Annotated in this window: 16 protein-coding genes; 5 read left to right on the forward strand and 11 right to left on the reverse strand. The window is 69.9% G+C overall.

Features of this window, described 5'->3' with window-relative positions:
• Positions 1–96: 96 nt before the first annotated feature.
• From FHU34_RS05840 to FHU34_RS05855, 4 genes are all read right to left on the reverse strand, one after another.
• Entirely contained in the window at positions 97–828 is a 732-nt protein-coding gene (locus FHU34_RS05840) for a class I SAM-dependent methyltransferase (protein WP_145779030.1), read from the reverse strand.
• Between the two features lie 228 nt (positions 829–1,056).
• Positions 1,057–1,419 carry a PH domain-containing protein gene (locus tag FHU34_RS05845; RefSeq protein WP_030337500.1) on the reverse strand — a complete coding sequence of 121 codons (363 nt, stop codon included), beginning with the start codon at positions 1,417–1,419 and terminating at the stop codon, positions 1,057–1,059.
• A 10-nt stretch (positions 1,420–1,429) separates the two neighbouring features.
• Positions 1,430–2,185 (reverse strand): class I SAM-dependent methyltransferase, encoded by a 756-nt coding sequence (locus FHU34_RS05850; RefSeq protein WP_145779031.1) that lies wholly within the window; start codon positions 2,183–2,185, stop codon positions 1,430–1,432.
• A complete protein-coding gene (locus tag FHU34_RS05855; protein WP_145779032.1) occupies positions 2,182–3,066 on the reverse strand; it encodes a LysR family transcriptional regulator in 885 nt (294 codons plus the stop codon). Before FHU34_RS05855 ends, FHU34_RS05850 begins: the two co-directional genes overlap by 4 nt.
• Positions 3,067–3,180: 114 nt before the next feature.
• Here FHU34_RS05855 and FHU34_RS05860 point away from each other — a divergent pair, with 114 nt between their 5' ends.
• Entirely contained in the window at positions 3,181–3,654 is a 474-nt protein-coding gene (locus FHU34_RS05860) for a VOC family protein (protein WP_145779033.1), read from the forward strand.
• On the opposite strand, the gene FHU34_RS05865 is transcribed toward FHU34_RS05860, so the two are convergent.
• Positions 3,641–3,949, reverse strand: coding sequence for a 4a-hydroxytetrahydrobiopterin dehydratase (locus FHU34_RS05865; RefSeq protein WP_145779034.1), 309 nt, complete (start codon positions 3,947–3,949; stop codon positions 3,641–3,643). The two genes, FHU34_RS05860 and FHU34_RS05865, sit on opposite strands and share 14 nt — an antisense overlap.
• 183 nt (positions 3,950–4,132) lie before the next feature.
• On the opposite strand from FHU34_RS05865, the gene FHU34_RS05870 reads away from it, so the two are divergent.
• Positions 4,133–4,573 (forward strand): (deoxy)nucleoside triphosphate pyrophosphohydrolase, encoded by a 441-nt coding sequence (locus tag FHU34_RS05870; RefSeq protein WP_145779035.1) that lies wholly within the window; start codon positions 4,133–4,135, stop codon positions 4,571–4,573.
• A gap of 256 nt (positions 4,574–4,829) precedes the next feature.
• On the opposite strand, the gene FHU34_RS05875 is transcribed toward FHU34_RS05870, so the two are convergent.
• The 6 genes from FHU34_RS05875 to FHU34_RS05900 all read right to left on the reverse strand — a co-directional run bounded on the left by FHU34_RS05875 (position 4,830) and on the right by FHU34_RS05900 (position 12,402).
• On the reverse strand, positions 4,830–5,891 hold the full coding sequence (locus tag FHU34_RS05875) for a succinate dehydrogenase/fumarate reductase iron-sulfur subunit (RefSeq protein ID WP_145779036.1): 1,062 nt from the start codon (positions 5,889–5,891) through the stop codon (positions 4,830–4,832).
• The gene (locus tag FHU34_RS05880; protein WP_145779037.1) at positions 5,888–7,816 is read right to left on the reverse strand and encodes a fumarate reductase/succinate dehydrogenase flavoprotein subunit; all 1,929 of its coding nucleotides are present in this window, start codon (positions 7,814–7,816) and stop codon (positions 5,888–5,890) included. The genes FHU34_RS05875 and FHU34_RS05880 overlap by 4 nt, the downstream gene beginning before the upstream one ends.
• Before the next feature lie 12 nt (positions 7,817–7,828).
• Positions 7,829–8,635, reverse strand: a complete 807-nt coding sequence (locus FHU34_RS05885) for a hypothetical protein (RefSeq protein WP_145779038.1) — start codon at positions 8,633–8,635, stop codon at positions 7,829–7,831.
• A gap of 221 nt (positions 8,636–8,856) precedes the next feature.
• Positions 8,857–10,263 (reverse strand): TldD/PmbA family protein, encoded by a 1,407-nt coding sequence (locus FHU34_RS05890; RefSeq protein WP_145779039.1) that lies wholly within the window; start codon positions 10,261–10,263, stop codon positions 8,857–8,859.
• Between the two features lie 118 nt (positions 10,264–10,381).
• Entirely contained in the window at positions 10,382–11,818 is a 1,437-nt protein-coding gene (locus FHU34_RS05895) for a TldD/PmbA family protein (RefSeq protein ID WP_145779040.1), read from the reverse strand.
• Between the two features lie 32 nt (positions 11,819–11,850).
• Positions 11,851–12,402 (reverse strand): Uma2 family endonuclease, encoded by a 552-nt coding sequence (locus tag FHU34_RS05900; RefSeq protein ID WP_244311561.1) that lies wholly within the window; start codon positions 12,400–12,402, stop codon positions 11,851–11,853.
• Positions 12,403–12,974: 572 nt separating this feature from the next.
• On the opposite strand from FHU34_RS05900, the gene FHU34_RS05905 reads away from it, so the two are divergent.
• The 3 genes from FHU34_RS05905 to FHU34_RS05915 are packed head-to-tail and all read left to right on the forward strand — an operon-like array spanning position 12,975 to position 16,127.
• On the forward strand, positions 12,975–14,030 hold the full coding sequence (locus tag FHU34_RS05905) for an ABC transporter ATP-binding protein (protein ID WP_208745121.1): 1,056 nt from the start codon (positions 12,975–12,977) through the stop codon (positions 14,028–14,030).
• A gap of 55 nt (positions 14,031–14,085) precedes the next feature.
• Positions 14,086–15,123 carry an ABC transporter ATP-binding protein gene (locus FHU34_RS05910; protein WP_145779043.1) on the forward strand — a complete coding sequence of 346 codons (1,038 nt, stop codon included), beginning with the start codon at positions 14,086–14,088 and terminating at the stop codon, positions 15,121–15,123.
• Positions 15,120–16,127 (forward strand): ABC transporter permease, encoded by a 1,008-nt coding sequence (locus FHU34_RS05915; RefSeq protein ID WP_145779044.1) that lies wholly within the window; start codon positions 15,120–15,122, stop codon positions 16,125–16,127. The genes FHU34_RS05910 and FHU34_RS05915 overlap by 4 nt, the downstream gene beginning before the upstream one ends.
• Positions 16,128–16,133: the final 6 nt, after the last annotated feature.

Here is a 16,133-nt window from a genome sequence, read left to right on the forward strand (position 1 = left end):
GGGCCGGCGGATCAACTGAAACTGCCGTCAGCAGAATCAGCCGAGCGCGGAAGGCCGACTCCGGCTCCGTCGGGAACCGGAGTCGACCAACCGCCGCTACTCCGCTCGGTAGACGGAGATGTGCGACGGGCTGTCGGCCTGGAACGGTCGCCGTTGCCAGTCGGCGTACCGTTCGGTGAGCCGGAGCCCCGCCTGCTGCGCCATCGCGTCGATCTGGTGCGGCCAGGCGTACCGCATGGCGAACGGCTTCAGGTGCACACCATCACTGTCGAAGGTGATGGTCTGCCTGATGAACCGCTGCGCCGGCCGGTCGTACCTGTGCAGCCGGATCGTCGCGGAGTCCTCGGTGACCTCCCGTACCTGCACCTGCTCGTCCGCGTCGAAGCTACGCGGGTCGGGCACGAACGTCTCGATGACGAACGCGCCACCGGGCGACAGGACCCGGGCGACGTTGCGGAAGCAGTCCGCCTGCCGCTCGGCGTCGACCAGGTTGAACAGCGTGTTGAAGACCAGGTACGCGAGCCGGAACTCACCCGGCACCGGCACGTCGGCCATGTCGGCGACGACCACCGGGATCTGGTCGCCCCCGGGCTTGGCCCGCAGATGCGCCAGCATCTCCTCGGACGCCTCGACGCCGTGCACTGTCAGACCGCGCTCGGCCAGGGGGAGCGCGACCCGGCCGGTGCCGATCGCCAGTTCGAGAACCGGACCACCGTCGGCCAGGTCGGCCAGGAAGTCCACCGCCGGCATCGGGTCGGGGTTGCCCGGGCCGTCGTAGTCGGCGGCCCACAGCCGGCCGAAGAGGCCGGGATCGTCGAAGACCGACATCAGCGGCCTCCGCGGTCGGTGTCAGTGGCGCGCAGCGGCGCCGTGGTCGGGGGAACAGATCTGCTCACGAAGTCTCGATTCCTCGGTGCGATTGACGTCGGGTCGGAGGCACTTCGTCGTAGCGGGCATGGCGCTGCTCCCTTCGCGTGACTGTCGACCGAGGACACCAGAGACGGCTCGGGCCCGGCAAGGCAATTACGCCAGCCGGGCCCGTAGCGGGACTTCAGGTCAGGAGATGTGGTGCAGGATCACGTTGTGCACGTGGTGGCTCTTCTGCGCACCACGGAACTCCACCTCGTAGGTGTGCGTGCCGACGTGGATCGCGATCGCGCCGGTGGAGAAGAACGACCCTCCCCAGGACTTGTTGCTGACCACGCTCACGCTGGTGATCTTCGAGTACGGGATGCTGGTGATCGCGAACCGCTTCCCGACGAACGAGCGGTCCTGGATGATCACGCGGCGGTCGGTCAGCCCGATGAAGCCGGTGCCCGTGCCGACGGCGTCGTAGACGGCGATGATCTGCTCACCCTCGAGGAGGCCGCTCTCGATCTGCTGGACCTGCTCTTTGCGGTCGTACGCGATGTTCGCCATGCGTCCCAGGCTAGAAAACCGGTGCCACAGTGCCAGCCCGGGCGAGGACCACGAATTCGCCGTCGCCGTGGCCGACGGGCTCCTGGCGCCAACCGCCGTAGACGCGGTCCACCAGGAAACCCGCACTGGTCAGAGACGCGCGCAGCTCCGCCTCGGTGCGGAAGCGCAGGGTCGCCGAGCTGGCCAACCGCTCGCCGTCGGCGAAGTGGTAGTGGTGGGTGAAGTCGACCACTCCGTCGCGTACCCCGGTGACAGCTGTCCACGCGCGGACCTCGCCACCGCCCGGCACTGTGATCCGCCGCTGCGAATCCACCGGGTTCCACAGCTCCCATCGGCGGTCCGCCGGGTCGCGGGCGTCGAACACCAGCCGACCGCCGGGCACGAGCGCACGGCGCAGGTCGGCGAGGGTACGCGCCCACTCCGCGTCGTCCACGAAGAACTGCGCCACGTGGCTGGTCAACACCGCCACGTCGAACACCTCGCTCGGAAGCACGGCCGAGGTGCCCTCGACCCAGGTCACCCGCTCGCCACCGGGCCGGGCGCGGGCGGCGGCCAGGGACGCGCCGGCGGGGTCGACGCCGGTGACGGTGTGACCCGAGGCGGCGAGGGCAACAGTCAAACGGCCGGTGCCGCAGCCGAGGTCGAGCACCCGGGCCGCCGGAGTCTCGCCCACCACCGCCTGGAAGAAGTCGTCGTCCGGCCCCCACCGGCACTCCGCGTCGTAAACCTCGACCAGGCGGGGATGCTGGAACTCGCCGTGCCTCACGGCGCGTTCGCGTCGGTCGCGGCGCGGACGAACTCGCGTACCCGGGTGGTGGTGTTGCTGGGCAGCCACACCGGCCCACGTTCGATCGGTGGTGCGTCGTGGATGGGCACGTACGCCACGTCGGGGCGGGGGTAGTAGCGGCGCGTGTGCTCACCCACCGGCAGTACGCCTCGGCCCAGCGCGACCAACGACAGCATCTCGGAGAAGGTGTTCCCAGCGGGTCCCTTCGGAATGGGCCGGCCGGTCGGGGTGCGTTCCGGGGTGCGGTCCCGCTTGAACTCCGCCGAGGTCACCGCCGGGTACTGCACCACCGGGTGATCGGCGAGCACCTCCAGCGACACCGACGGTTCCCGGGTGAGCGGGTGACCCGCCGCCACCGCCAGCGCCCGATCTTCGGCGAGCAGCGCCGGACCGGTGGCCATGCCGTCGAACGGGAACGAGGCGATCAGCACGTCCGTCGAGCCGTCGAGCAGCCCGGACCGGGTGTTGGACAGCTGTGCCTCGTGCACTTCCACCCGGCAGTCGGGATGCCGTTCGCCGAACAGGGCCACGGCCCGCAGCAGCACGGGCGCTGTCCACTCGCCGAGGAACGCCACCCGTAGCGTCCCGGTGACGCCCCGGCCAGCGTCGACCGCCCGGCGGACGGCCTCGTCCATGCCGGCCACCAACGGGGCCAGCTCGTCGGCGAGCTGCCGCCCGATCGGGGTGAGCCGGACGACCCGACTGGTGCGGGCGAAGAGCGGCGCGCCGATCCGGCGCTCCAGCCTCTTCACGATGTGGCTGACCCGACCAGTGCTGACGGCCAGCCGCTCGGCGGTCCGGCCGAAGTGCAACTCCTCGGCGAGCGTCAGGAACGCCTCGACCTCGTACCGCTCCAGCACGTCGCTCCCACCGTTGACCTGTGGGCAACGATCGTAGCGGCATGAGGTCTTGGTCGGCGTCCTCCGTGCGGGGATCGTGAACGCGGCCGGGAACACCTAACGAAGGGCAGCGACATGAGCATCGACGACTACCAGGCGAGCGCGGTACGGGTGACCGGTTTCGACCACCTGGTGTTGACCGTCGCCGACGTGGAGCGCTCGCTGGCCTTCTACCGCGGCCAGCTCGGGCTGCCGCCGGTCCGGGTGGACGAGTGGCGGGCCGGACGGGTGCCGTTCCCGTCGGTGCGGGTCAGCGCCGGGTGCATCATCGACCTCGTCCGTGGTGACCTCGACCGTGGCGACCTTCCCCATGGTGATCGGCAGGGCACCAACGTCGACCACTTCTGCCTGGTGGTGGCACCGCTGGACTGGGAGCGGGTGGTCGAGTCGGGAGTCTTCACGGTGCTGACCGGGCCGGTCGACAGGTTCGGTGCCCGCGGCTCGGCGACCTCGATCTACGTCAGCGACCCGGACGGCAACGTGGTGGAGTTGCGCTGGTACCCGCAGGACGTGGAGGTGGCTGCCGAGGCGGACGTCAGGACTCCGTGACCGCCCGGTAGGCGTCCTCGATGCGGGCGGCCAGCAGGACCTCGCCCTCGGTCAGGGGCTCGCCGTGGCCGTGCCCGACCCGGATCTGGGTGCTGTCGGACCGTCGGCTGATCTCCGGGCGCAGGTGCAGCGCGTCCGCGACGACCTTGACCCGTTCAGTTAGCGCCGCGTGTTGGGTATCGTCGATCACGAGCGTCCGTCGGATCTGCTCCCCTTCGCGTGTCCAACCAGATAGCAAGGTCAACGCGTCGGCAAGGTAGTCGTGCTTCGACCTGCTGTTGAACAGCACGCGCATCACCGCACCCCCCAAGCGCCGTTGCCGGCTTGTGGCCAAATCGTCGCCATCCCGTGTCTTGTCGGTGTCCCCTAGTCTCTCCCCACGCGGGAGGGGTGTCCACGCCCACACTTCCGTGTTCTATTGACCTAGCGGACGGTTCCGGTACCCAAACCGCCGATTGATCTGGCACCCTGGACGCCCGTGCGGACCGAACGGGCGAATGATGGCGGGCAGGTCGAACGACGGGACCCGAAGGTGATCGTCGGCGCGGCGATAATCCGGGACGGGCGGGTGCTCGCCTGCGCGCGCTCCGCCCCGCCCGAGGTGGCCGGGATGTGGGAGTTCCCCGGCGGGAAGGTCGAGCCGGGAGAGGCCGAGGTCGACGCGTTGGTCCGGGAGTGCGTCGAGGAGTTGGCCGTACGCGTCGAGATCGGTGATCGGGTCGGTCGCGACGTCCGGATGGCACACGGCCGTTCGGTGCTCAAGGTGTACGCCGCCCGTCTGCTCGACGGCGACGAGCCGCAGGCACTGGAACACGAGGCGCTGCGGTGGCTGACCGCCGACGAACTGGACTCGGTCACCTGGCTTCCCGCCGACGCCCCCATCGTCGCAGCCCTCCGTCCCGTCCTGAAAAACCCCTGACCCCCGCCCTGCCCCTGACCCCCGCCCCGGCCCACCCTGCTTCCTGTTAATTCGGTGGCCGAAACATCCGGTATCCGCGGGTCAGGATTGGAACGACGTTGATTCCGCTGTGGCATCTAGATGCCACAGCGGAATCACGCTCATCACGGACATGCCGGGGCGGTGCCGGGTCTTTGATCACCGGGGTGGGGTGGGGTGGGGTGGGAACGGGACGGGGGCCGCGGCAACAGCCGCGGCCCCCGTCTGGTTCGGGTGGTCAGTGCTTGTCCTGGTCCGGGTGCGCGAAGTTGAGGTGCTCCGGAGGCAGCGGGAAGGTCACGTCGTCACCGAACGGCGACGGTGCGGCCGGCCGGTCGAAGGTGAGCTCGGTCAGCGGCAGCTTGCCCCGGTCGTCCACCGCCGGAGCGGTCGGGTGGGGCACCTCCCGGTCCCAGTTGACGCCGCTCTGAGCCTGCGCCTCGGCCCGGGAGTCGTGGGAACCACCCGCGTGCGAGTGCAGCCCACCGTGGGCTGAACCCGGCGTCGCCGAGCCCTGACGGGCGGTGGTCACGCTGGTCTGGGGCGTCTCGCCCCGGCGGAAGATCTTGCTACCAAGCCACACAAGGGGATCGTACCTGCGGTCGACGACCCGTTCCTTCATGGGGATGATCCCGTTGTCAGTGATCTTGATGTGCTCGGGGCAGACCTCGGTGCAGCACTTGGTGATGTTGCAGAAACCGAGGCCCTGTTCGGCCTGCGCGTACTCCTTGCGGTCCGTCCGGGTGTCCAGCGGGTGCATGTCCAGCTCGGCCGCCCGGATGAAGTACCGGGGCCCGGAGAACGCCTGCTTGTTCTCGTCGTGGTCACGGATGACGTGGCAGACCGTCTGGCACAGGAAGCACTCGATGCACTTGCGGAACTCCTGCGAGCGCTCCACGTCGACCTGCTGCATCCGGTAGTCACCGGGTGCGACGTCGGCCGGCGGGGCGAACGCCGGCGTCTCCCGTGCCTTCTCGTAGTTGAACGAGACGTCGGTGACCAGGTCCCGGATGACCGGGAAGGTACGCAGCGGGGTGACAGTGACCGTCTCGTCGTCGCCGAAGGTCGACATCCGGGTCATGCAGCCCAGCCGCGGCTTGCCGTTGATCTCCATGGAGCAGGAGCCACACTTGCCGGCCTTGCAGTTCCACCGGCAGGCCAGGTCGGGTGCGTCGGTGGCCTGGAGGCGGTGGATGACGTCGAGGACGACCTCGCCCTCATTCACCTCCACCATGTAGTCCTGCAGGTCCCCGCCGGTCTCGTCGCCCCGCCAGATCCGGAACTGACGCTTCGCGCTCATCGGTTGTCCGCCTCTCCAGCGTCGGCAACGAGGGCGTCGAAGTCGGTCAGCTCCTCGTCGGTGAGGTACTTGGCCAGCTCCGCACGGTCGAAGAGGCCGATCAGCTCCGGCCGCATCTTCGGCAGCGGCTTACGGGTCAGCCGTACGGTGTCGCCGTCCAGCGAGCAGACCAGGTTCACCTGCCGCCACTTCGGCTCCATCGCCGGGTAGTCCTCCCGGGTGTGCCCGCCGCGCGACTCCTGCCGCTCCAGCGCCGCCTTCGCGGTGCACTCCGAGACCACCAGCATGTTGCGCAGGTCCAGGGCCAGGTGCCAGCCCGGGTTGTACCGCCGGCCACCGGCCGCGCTCACCTTGGCGACCCGCTCGCGCAGCTCGGCCAGCCGCACCAGGGCGTCGGCCAGCTCACCCTCCCTACGGATGATGCCGACCAGGTCGCCCATCACCGCCTGAAGGTCCTGCTGGAGGGTGTACGGGCTCTCGCCGGTGTCGCGCTGCAGCGGAGCGAGCGCGGTCTCCACGGCGGCCTCGACGGCGTCCACGGCCACCTTCGGCCGGGCGGTCAGCCCGTCGGCGTAGCTGGCCGCGTGCCCGCCCGCCCGCTTGCCGAAGACCAGCAGATCGGACAGGGAGTTGCCGCCCAGCCGGTTGGAGCCGTGCATGCCACCGGAGACCTCACCGGCGGCGAACAGGCCGCGTACGTGGCCGAAGGCCGCACCCGAGTCAGGGTCGACCTCGACGCCGCCCATCACGTAGTGACAGGTCGGCCCGACCTCCATCGCCTCGGAGGTGATGTCGACGTCGGCCAGCTCCTTGAACTGGTGGTACATCGACGGCAGCCGCCGACGGATCTCGTCGGCCGAACGCCGGCTCGCGATGTCCAGGAAGACGCCGCCGGCGGGGGAGCCCCGACCGGCCTTGACCTCGCTGTTGATCGCACGGGCCACCTCGTCACGGGGCAGCAGCTCCGGCGGACGCCGGTTGTTGTCCGGGTCGGTGTACCAGCGGTCCGCCTCCTCCTCAGTCTCCGCGTACTGCTTGCGGAAGACGTCGGGGACGTAGTCGAACATGAACCGCTTGCCCTCGGAGTTCTTCAGGACACCACCGTCACCACGGACCGACTCGGTGACCAGGATGCCCTTCACCGAGGGCGGCCAGACCATGCCGGTCGGGTGGAACTGGAGGAACTCCATGTTGATCAGCGTCGCCCCGGCGCGCAGCGCCAACGCGTGCCCGTCCCCGGTGTACTCCCAGGAGTTCGAGGTGACCTTGTAGGAGCGCCCGACACCGCCGGTCGCCAGCACCACGGCCGGCGCCTCGAAGAGGATGAACTCGCCCGACTCGCGGTAGTAGCCGAACGCGCCGGCGACCCGGTCACCGTCGAGCAGCAGCTCCGTGATGGTGGTCTCGGAGAAGACCTTGATCCGGGCGTCGTACGAGCCGAACTCCCGGTGGTCGTCCTGCTGAAGCGAGACGATCTTCTGCTGGAGGGTGCGGATCAGCTCCAGGCCGGTCCGGTCGCCCACGTGCGCCAGGCGCGGGTACTCGTGGCCACCGAAGTTGCGCTGCGAGATCTTGCCGTCCTTGGTGCGGTCGAAGAGCGCACCGTACGTCTCCAGCTCCCAGATCCGCTGCGGCGACTCCTTCGCGTGCAGCTCGGCCATCCGGAAGTTGTTCAGGAACTTGCCACCGCGCATGGTGTCGCGGAAGTGCACCTGCCAGTTGTCCTTGCTGTTCACGTTGCCCATCGCGGCTGCCGCGCCGCCCTCGGCCATCACCGTGTGCGCCTTGCCGAACAGCGACTTGGAGATGATCGCGGTCTTCTTGCCGGCGAGCCTTGCCTCGATGGCGGCACGCAGACCGGCGCCGCCGGCCCCGATGACGACGACGTCGTAGTGGTGTCGTTCGATGCGAGTGGTAGTGGTCATGTCAGGGGCCCTTTAGTTGATGAACCGCAGGTCGGAGAACCAGCCGGCAGCGAGCGCCATGATGTAGAAGTCCGCCAGCGCCAGGGTGCCGAGGGTGATCCAGGCGAGCTGCATGTGCCGGACGTTCAACGCCGAGACGAACGTCCAGGCCTTGTACCGCACCGGGTGCTTGGAGAAGTGCTTCAACCGGCCGCCGATGATGTGCCGGCAGGAGTGGCAGGAGATGGTGTACGCCCAGAGCATCACCACGTTCAGCACCAGGATGATGTTGCCCAGCCCGAAGCCGAAGCCCTTGGGGGAGTGGAAGGCGAGGATCGCATCCCAGGTGTTGATCAGCGAGATGATCGCGGCGGCGTAGAAGAAGTAGCGGTGCAGGTTCTGACCGAGCAGCGGGAAACGGGTCTCACCGCCGTACTCCTTGTGGCCGTCCGGCACGGCGCAGGCCGGCGGCGACAGCCAGAACGACCGGTAGTACGCCTTGCGGTAGTAGTAGCAGGTGAGCCGGAACAGCAACAGGAACGGCAGGGTCAGCGCGGCGTCCGGGATGATCCACCAGCCGGGCAGGAAACGCCCGAAGTGCGAGGCTGCCTCAACACACCTGTCGGTCACGCACGGGGAGTAGAACGGGGTCAGGTAGTGGTAGTCGTTGACCCAGTAGTTGTCGTGCTGGAAGACCCGGACCGTCGCGTACACGACCCAGGCGCTGAGCCCGATCACGGTGATCAGCGGGGCGAACCACCAGCGGTCGGTACGCAACGTCTTCGCCGCGATGGCGGCGCGCGCCCGCGCTCCCCGCGGCCTCGTTGCCGTTGAAGTCATTCGAGTCGTCTCCTCGACGGGCCCGTACGGGCGGGCTGAGCTTTCACCGGTCGGCACGCGGACCGGAGAACCGCACCCGCTGCCACGTCCTGCGCACACAACGACCACGCCGGATCGACCGACGCAGCTAAGTGACACACGTTACGCCGATCTCTGCGAGCCGTCCGCGCAAGGGACCGTCCCGTGTGTCTGGCCTGCGGAAAAGCCGCCTTCTGGATACCTCAGCCGGAGGCGCCTCCGGTGAAGTGCCAGGACGCCAGCCGCACCGAGGGCGCCGTCCACCACGCACCGTCCACCCGATCCGGTTGACGCACCGGCCGCGCACCCAACCCGAGCACCGCCCCCGGCCCGAGCGCCCGGGGGTACGACTCGGTGAACCGCAGGTCGCGTACCGCCCGCACGACAGTGCCGTCCTCGATCAACCAGACACCGTTGCGGGTCAACCCGGTGACGACGAGGCTCTTCGGGTCGAGCACCCGCGTGTACCACAGGTCGCTGACCAGCAGCCCCCGTTCCACACCGCTGACCAGCGCGGCCGTGTCCGCGTCGACGACCGCCCCGGCCGCCGCGCCGGTGGTGCTCCGGCCGCTGGCGCTGGCCGGCCCCGCGGCCGCGCCGGACAGCCGCATGGTGCGGGCCATCGGACCCCAGGTGGCGCCACCCGCGACCGCGTGCCCGGTGGACTGGGCACCCGCCTCGGCGGCGGTCCGCCGGTCATGCGCCACCGCGCGGGTGGTGCCCGCCTCGACCAGTGTCAACGCCCGACGCGCGGTGCCCTCCGCGTCGAACGGCAGGCCCGACGCGCCCAACGGGTCGTCCACCAGGGTCACCGCCCTGTCGAACTGGGCGACCCCCGGCTCGGCGAACGACTGCCGTTCGGCGTACCGCTTGCCGTTGAAACCGAACCAGGACAGGTTCTGCAACAGGTCCGCCACGGCGGCCGGCTCGAACACCACCTCGTAGTGCCCCGGCGGCAACTCGACCGGGTCCGCCGCGGCCTGCGCCTTCGCCGCCGCGTGCGCCCCCAGCTCGGCACCGTCGAGGTCGGAGAGCCGGTCCGCGCAGCGCCGGGCCACCCCGTCCGCGCCGTCACGGCGGGCGATGCCGTCCATCGCCGCCTCCGCCGAGCGGCCGGACGCGGTGTGCCCGGCCGAGTTCGCGAACGCCGACGAGCGATGCGCGGTGCGGCAGTAACCCGCTGTGCTCAAGCCCCCGGCGGCGGCCACGAACGCCCCCACCCGGTCGGCCCGCTGGTCCGGCTCCGCGTACGCGGTCGCCTCGTCCACGGGCGGCGCGTCCGGCACGGGCGTCGGCGCGGTCAGCCCCGGCCAGCCCGGGTCAGGTGGGCAGAGACGCGCCGCGGCCAGGGTCCGCTCCACCAGCGCCCGCAGCCCGTCGGTGGTGACCACGCTGCCACTGCCGGCGGCGGTCCGACCGTCCACGTGCAGCCGCAACCGGACCCCGACCGTCGACTCCGCGACGTTCTGGTGGATGGCCGAGTTGGCGAACCGCGTCAGCGCCAGATCCGCCCGCGTCACCACCGCGTCGGCCTGCGCGGCCGGACCGCCGAGCTGGCGGACCAGCTCGACAACCTGCCCCGCCAGCTCCAACTCACTCCTCGCGCTCACGCGGTGCCGCCTTTCGTTCGCGACTGCGGGGCTCGCAGGACCGGCTCACTCCTCGCGCTCACTGAGCTCCCTTTCGTTCGCGACTGCGGGGCTCGCAGGACCGGCTCACTCCTCGCGCTCACGCGGAAACCCCCACGCGGACGTTGCGGAACCGGGCCGGTGCCGCCGGGTGGCCGGTGTGGCCGATCTGGCCGGGCTGGCCCTTGCCGCAGTTGGGCGTGCCCCAGGAGATCGTCTCGTTGGAGAGCATGTCCATCGAGCGCCAGAAGAGCGGGCCGATCCCCGTGTACGTGGGGTTGCGCAGCATCCGCCCCCGCCGCCCCTTCTTGATCTCCCAGCCGACCTCGCAGCCGAACTGGAAGTTGAGCCGCTTGTCGTCGATCGACCAGGACCGGTTGAGGTCCATCAGAACGCCGTCGTCGGTGGCCGCGATGATCTCCTCCAGGGTGTGCGGGCCGGGTTCCAGGCCGACGTTCGTCATCCGCACCATCGGCAGCCGGGCCCACCCGTCGGCCCGTACGCTGCCGCCGTAGTCGAGGCTGGCCATGGCGGCCGAGTCCCGACCGGCGAGCACACCGACCCAGCGGCCGTCGCGGACCGCGTCCCGCCGGACCGCCGGGGAGCCCTCGTCGTCGAACCCGAAGCTGCCCAGGGCGCCGGGGATCGTCGGGTCGATGGTGATGTTCATCAGCTCCGAGCCGTAGCGCAGCGAACCGAGCTGGGCCAGGTCCAGCCAGGACGTGCCGGCGAACGCCGCCTCCCAGCCGAGGATCCGGTCCAGTTCGATGGCGTGCCCGACCGACTCGTGGATCTGCAGGGCCAACTGTTCGCCGCCGAGGATCAGATCCGTCTCGCCCGCCGGGCACTGCGGCGCGGTGAGCAGCGCCCGGGACTCGTCGGCGATCTGCGCGGCGTGCGCGGCCAGGTCGAGCGACTCGACCAGCTCCCACCCGGTGGTGCCGTACTGCCCCCGGTAGCTCGGCCAGGACCGGCGCTGCGTCTCGCCGTCACCGATGGAGGTGGCGGAGATGCCCCCACCGCACTCGCGGATCCGCTGGTCGATCCGGTGGCCCTCGCTGGAGACGAACCACTTGGCGGTGTCCCAGATCTGGTAGAGGCCCTCGGCCAGATCCGCGCCGTGCTCGACCATCGCGCGGGTCGCGTCGACCAGCAGGTCACCCTTGTCCGACAGAGGCACCCCGAGCGGGTCGATCTCGCAACCGGAGGCCCAGCTCGCGGTGACGGCCTCGGCGGGCACCAGGTCGACCGGCGGGCCGGGCACCCGCGCGCTCGCCATCGCGGTACGCGTAGCGCGCCGACCGGCGTCGCGGGCGGCGGCGTCGGAGAGATCGGGTACGGCGTAGAAGCCCCAACTCGCACCGACGAGCGCCCGGACACCGAGCCCGATGCTCTCGTCCTGGGTCAGCTCCTCCACGTCGCCGTTGCGCGCGGTCATCGACTCGTAGCGGCGATGCATCACCCGTGCGTCGGCGTACCGCGCTCCCGCGTCGAGGGCGGCCTGGACGGCGGCGGTGGCCGCGTCGAACTCGGTCATGCGACGACCCTAGGGCAGCCGACCAACACCCGTCAGGGAAGAAGTTCTTCTGGCCGGATCGTCGCCTTCACCGGCTCGGTCAGTTCCAGAACCTCGCCGGCCCTGGTCGCCGACCGCTCGACGTAGTGGAAACCCTGCCGCTGATACAGGTACAGGCTCAGGGACTCCTGCTCGACGAGCAGATACCACGGGATGCTGGCCGCGGCGTACAGGTGCGGCTTCAACACCCGATCGGTGACGGCGGTGTGCGGCGCTGGGATCTCGCCAACCAGCAGGACCACGCCCGCCGGCACGCAGTCCGCCGTCAGATCCAACTCCGCCGTCACCACGAGGTCGGGATTGAGGATGCGCGTGGCGTTGAGGCGCAGGTTAATGACCGGGAGCAGGGTGCGGGTCGCCGCTGCGCAGCCTGGCTCCAACGCGGCTGCCAAGCCACAGACGATCGCCTGGTGTCGGACGGACGGCGATGGTCCAATGAGCAGTCCGCCGTCGAGGAGTTCGATCCGCTGGGCTGTCTCACCGAGGGCGAGGTAGTCCGACTCGGTCCAGGGCAGCGAGTGGTCAGGAACGTCGGCAGGATCCACCCGGCCAGTGCAACTCGTTGTGGATCGCTGAGGTCGCACCCGGCGTGCGAGCACGATGAAGGCCTCGCTAGACGTTGTGATCTTCAAGATTGAGTCACCAAGATCGCGCCCGATCGTAGATGTAGTGGTTTCCGAGCGCTTCGTGGCCACTACTTCCTGCTTCGAGCGTGACCTTGACGGCGGTGGGTGCCCCAAACCCCGCTGCTGGTTTTTGAGGCGCTGTTCGTCGTCAAGATCCGCGCAGGATCGGGGATGTTGCTGTTTCTCGCGTGCCGGAGGCAGCAACATCGGGGAAGTTGCGCGGATCTTGGGCGCGGGGGCGCGGGGGCGCGGGGGCGCGGGGCGCGGGGCGCGCAAGGGCCAGGGCGGGGCCATGAACGGGCGTGGATGGCGAGGTGACGGGGGTGCGGGGCCGATGCTGACTCGTTACGCTCGGGCCCGCTGACACGTGCCGACTTTGTAGCTTATTTTCACCCTCGGGACTTTGTTGTAAGTTCTCTTCGTCACTGAGGGAGGTTGCCGTGGACAGCTCGGATCCGGCGCCGTCCGGGAAGCCGGACGACCATCCCGCCGTGCCGACGCAGCGCGGCAACGACGACGCCTACCTGCGGGTGCGTGATCTGCGGGTCCGGTTCGACACCGAGGACGGCGTGGTGCGCGCGGTCGACGGGGTGTCGTTCGCCGTCGAGCGGGGCCGCACCCTGGGCATCGTCGGTGAGTCCGGCTCCGGCAAGAGCGTCACCTCGCTGGCCATCCTCGGCCTGCACGATCCCAAACGCGCAACCATCACCGGCGAGATCTCCGTCGGCGGCCGGCAGGTGGTCGGCCTGCCTGACGAGGAGGTACGCCGGCTGCGTGGCCGGGACATGGCGATGATCTTCCAGGATCCGCTGTCCGCGCTGCACCCGTACTACACGGTGGGCCGACAGATCGCCGAGGCGTACCGGGTGCACCACCCGAAGGCCAACCGTCGCGAGGCCCGGCAGCGGGCCGTCGACATGCTGGACCGGGTCGGCATCCCACAGCCGGCCCGCCGCTTCGATCAGTACCCGCACGAGTTCTCCGGCGGCATGCGGCAACGGGCGATGATCGCGATGTCGCTGGTCAACGACCCGGCGCTGCTGATCGCCGACGAGCCGACCACCGCCCTGGACGTCACAGTGCAGGCGCAGATCCTGGACCTGTTGGCCGACCTCCAGGCCGAGTTCCACTCCGCGATCATCCTGATCACCCACGACCTCGGCGTGGTCGGCCAGGTCGCCGACGACGTGCTGGTCATGTACGGCGGTCGCGCCGTCGAGCGGGGCAGCGTCGAGCAGGTGCTCCGTTCGCCACAACATCCGTACACCTGGGGGTTGCTCTCCAGCGTGCCGTCGCTGCACGGCGACGCGGACGCGGACCTGCTGCCGATTCCCGGCAACCCGCCGAGCCTGATCAACCTGCCGTCCGGCTGCGCGTTCCACCCGCGCTGCCGGTACGCGGACCGCGCCGGCAGCCGCTCCCGTACGGACGTGCCCGAGCTACGGGCGGCCGGGGCCGAGGGTCACCTCGTCGCCTGTCATCTGAGCGCCGAGGAGCGCGCCGCGTTCTATGCCGAGGACGTCGCACGAGTGGGGGTGGCTGTGTGAGGGCGAGGAACGCAGCGCAGCGGAGTACCGCAGCCCCGAACGGAGGACCGTGGAGGTGACCGACGAACCGCTGTTGCGGGTACGGGGCCTGACCAAGCATTTCCCGGTACGCGAGGGGCTGCGCTCCACCGGCCTGGTGCGGGCGGTGGACGGGCTCGACTTCGACGTGCGCCCCGGCGAGACGCTCGGGCTGGTGGGGGAGTCGGGCTGCGGCAAGACCACCACCGGTCGGATGCTGGTGCGGCTGCTGGAGCCGACCAGCGGCAGCATCGAGTTCGCCGGGCGGGACATCACGCACGCCGGCCGCCGGGAGTTGCGCCCGCTGCGTCAGGAACTCCAGATCATCTTCCAGGACCCGTACGCGTCGCTGAACCCCCGGCACACCGTCGGCCGGATCGTGGCGATGCCGCTGCAGGTCAACGGGATCAAACCGCCGGGTGGGATCAAGGCCCGGGTGCAGGAGTTGCTGGAGCTGGTCGGGTTGAACCCGGAGCACTACAACCGGTACCCGCACGAGTTCTCCGGCGGTCAGCGTCAGCGCATCGGCATCGCCCGGGCGTTGGCCCTGCGGCCCAAGCTGATCGTCGCGGACGAGCCGGTGAGCGCGCTGGACGTCTCGATCCAGGCGCAGGTCGTCAACCTGCTGCGTGACCTGCAACGGGAGCTCGGTCTGGCGTTCGTGTTCATCGCGCACGACCTGGCTGTGGTCCGGCACTTCTGCCAGCGGGTCGCGGTCATGTACCTGGGCCGGATCGTGGAGATCGGCGATCGGGAGGACATCTACGAGCGCCCGCAGCACCCGTACACCAGGGCGTTGCTCTCGGCGATCCCGGACGTCACCCAGCTTGGCCCTGCGGGCCGCATCCGTCTGACCGGTGACGTGCCCACCCCGCTCGACCCGCCGTCGGGCTGCCGGTTCCGTACCCGGTGCTGGAAGGCACAGGACGTCTGCGCCACCGAGCAGCCGGCGCTGGTCAAGCGCAATGGCGGCCGGCAGGCCACAGCGTGTCACTTCCCTGAGAGGGAAGCGGCCAGCACGAGCCCGGAGTCAGCCGAGTCGGCTGCCCAGGTCGACGAGGAGGTGTCGTCGTGAGCCTCTCCCCGGTGGAGGGTGTGGCGCTGGCCGAGATCGAGTCCGGCACCGACGCGGGCGGGCCCGCCGCGAAGGGCGTCGTCGGTCGCTCGCCCGGTCAGCTCGCCTGGCTGCGGCTGCGCCGTGACCGTACGGCAGTGGTCAGCGGCGTACTCCTGGTGTTCTTCATGGTGTTGGGGTTGTCCGCCCCGCTGATCGAGATGGTCTACGGGGTCGGGCCGCGGGAGCAGTTCCAGAATCTGCTGGACGGCAACGGCATGCCACTGGGGTACGCCGGCGGGGTCACCGGTGACCACTGGTTCGGGCTGGAGCCGGGGCTGGGCCGGGACATCTTCGTCCGGCTGATCTACGGGTTGCGCACGTCGCTGTTCATCGCCCTCGCCGCCGCCCTGATCACCGCGACGATTGGCGTCGCGCTCGGCACGCTCGCCGGCTACCTCGGTGGCTGGCTCGACGCGGTGATCAACTGGATCACCGACCTGACCCTGGCGATGCCCTTCCTGATCATCGCGTTGGCGCTCACCCCCGCCATCACGCTGCGCTTCTACGGCGAGCGGGGGCAGGTGTCGTCCGCCTTCGGGGTGGGTGTGCTGATCGCCGTCTTCGCCATCTTCGGCTGGACCAGCACCGCGCGGCTGGTCCGCGGTCAGGTGATCGCGCTGCGTGAGCGGGAGTTCGTGGAGGCGGCCAAGGCCAGCGGCGCCGGGTTGGGGCACATGCTCTTCCGGCAACTGCTGCCGAACATCTGGGCGCCGATCCTGGTCTCGTTCTCGCTGGCGGTGCCGCAGTTCATCACCAGCGAGGCGGCGCTCTCGTTCATCGGCGTCGGGCTCAGTGACGAAACGCCGAGCTTCGGCCGGATGATCTACGACAGTCTGGACTACCTCCAGACCGACCCGGCGTACGTGTTCTTCCCGGGCATCACGATCTTCGCGCTGGTGTTCGCCTTCAACCTCTTCGGCGACGCGCTGCGGGACGCGCTCGACCCGAAGTCGTCCCGGTAGGGGGTA

Origin of the sequence: Micromonospora taraxaci (assembly GCF_007830095.1) — a bacterium.
Taxonomy (GTDB): domain Bacteria; phylum Actinomycetota; class Actinomycetes; order Mycobacteriales; family Micromonosporaceae; genus Micromonospora; species Micromonospora taraxaci.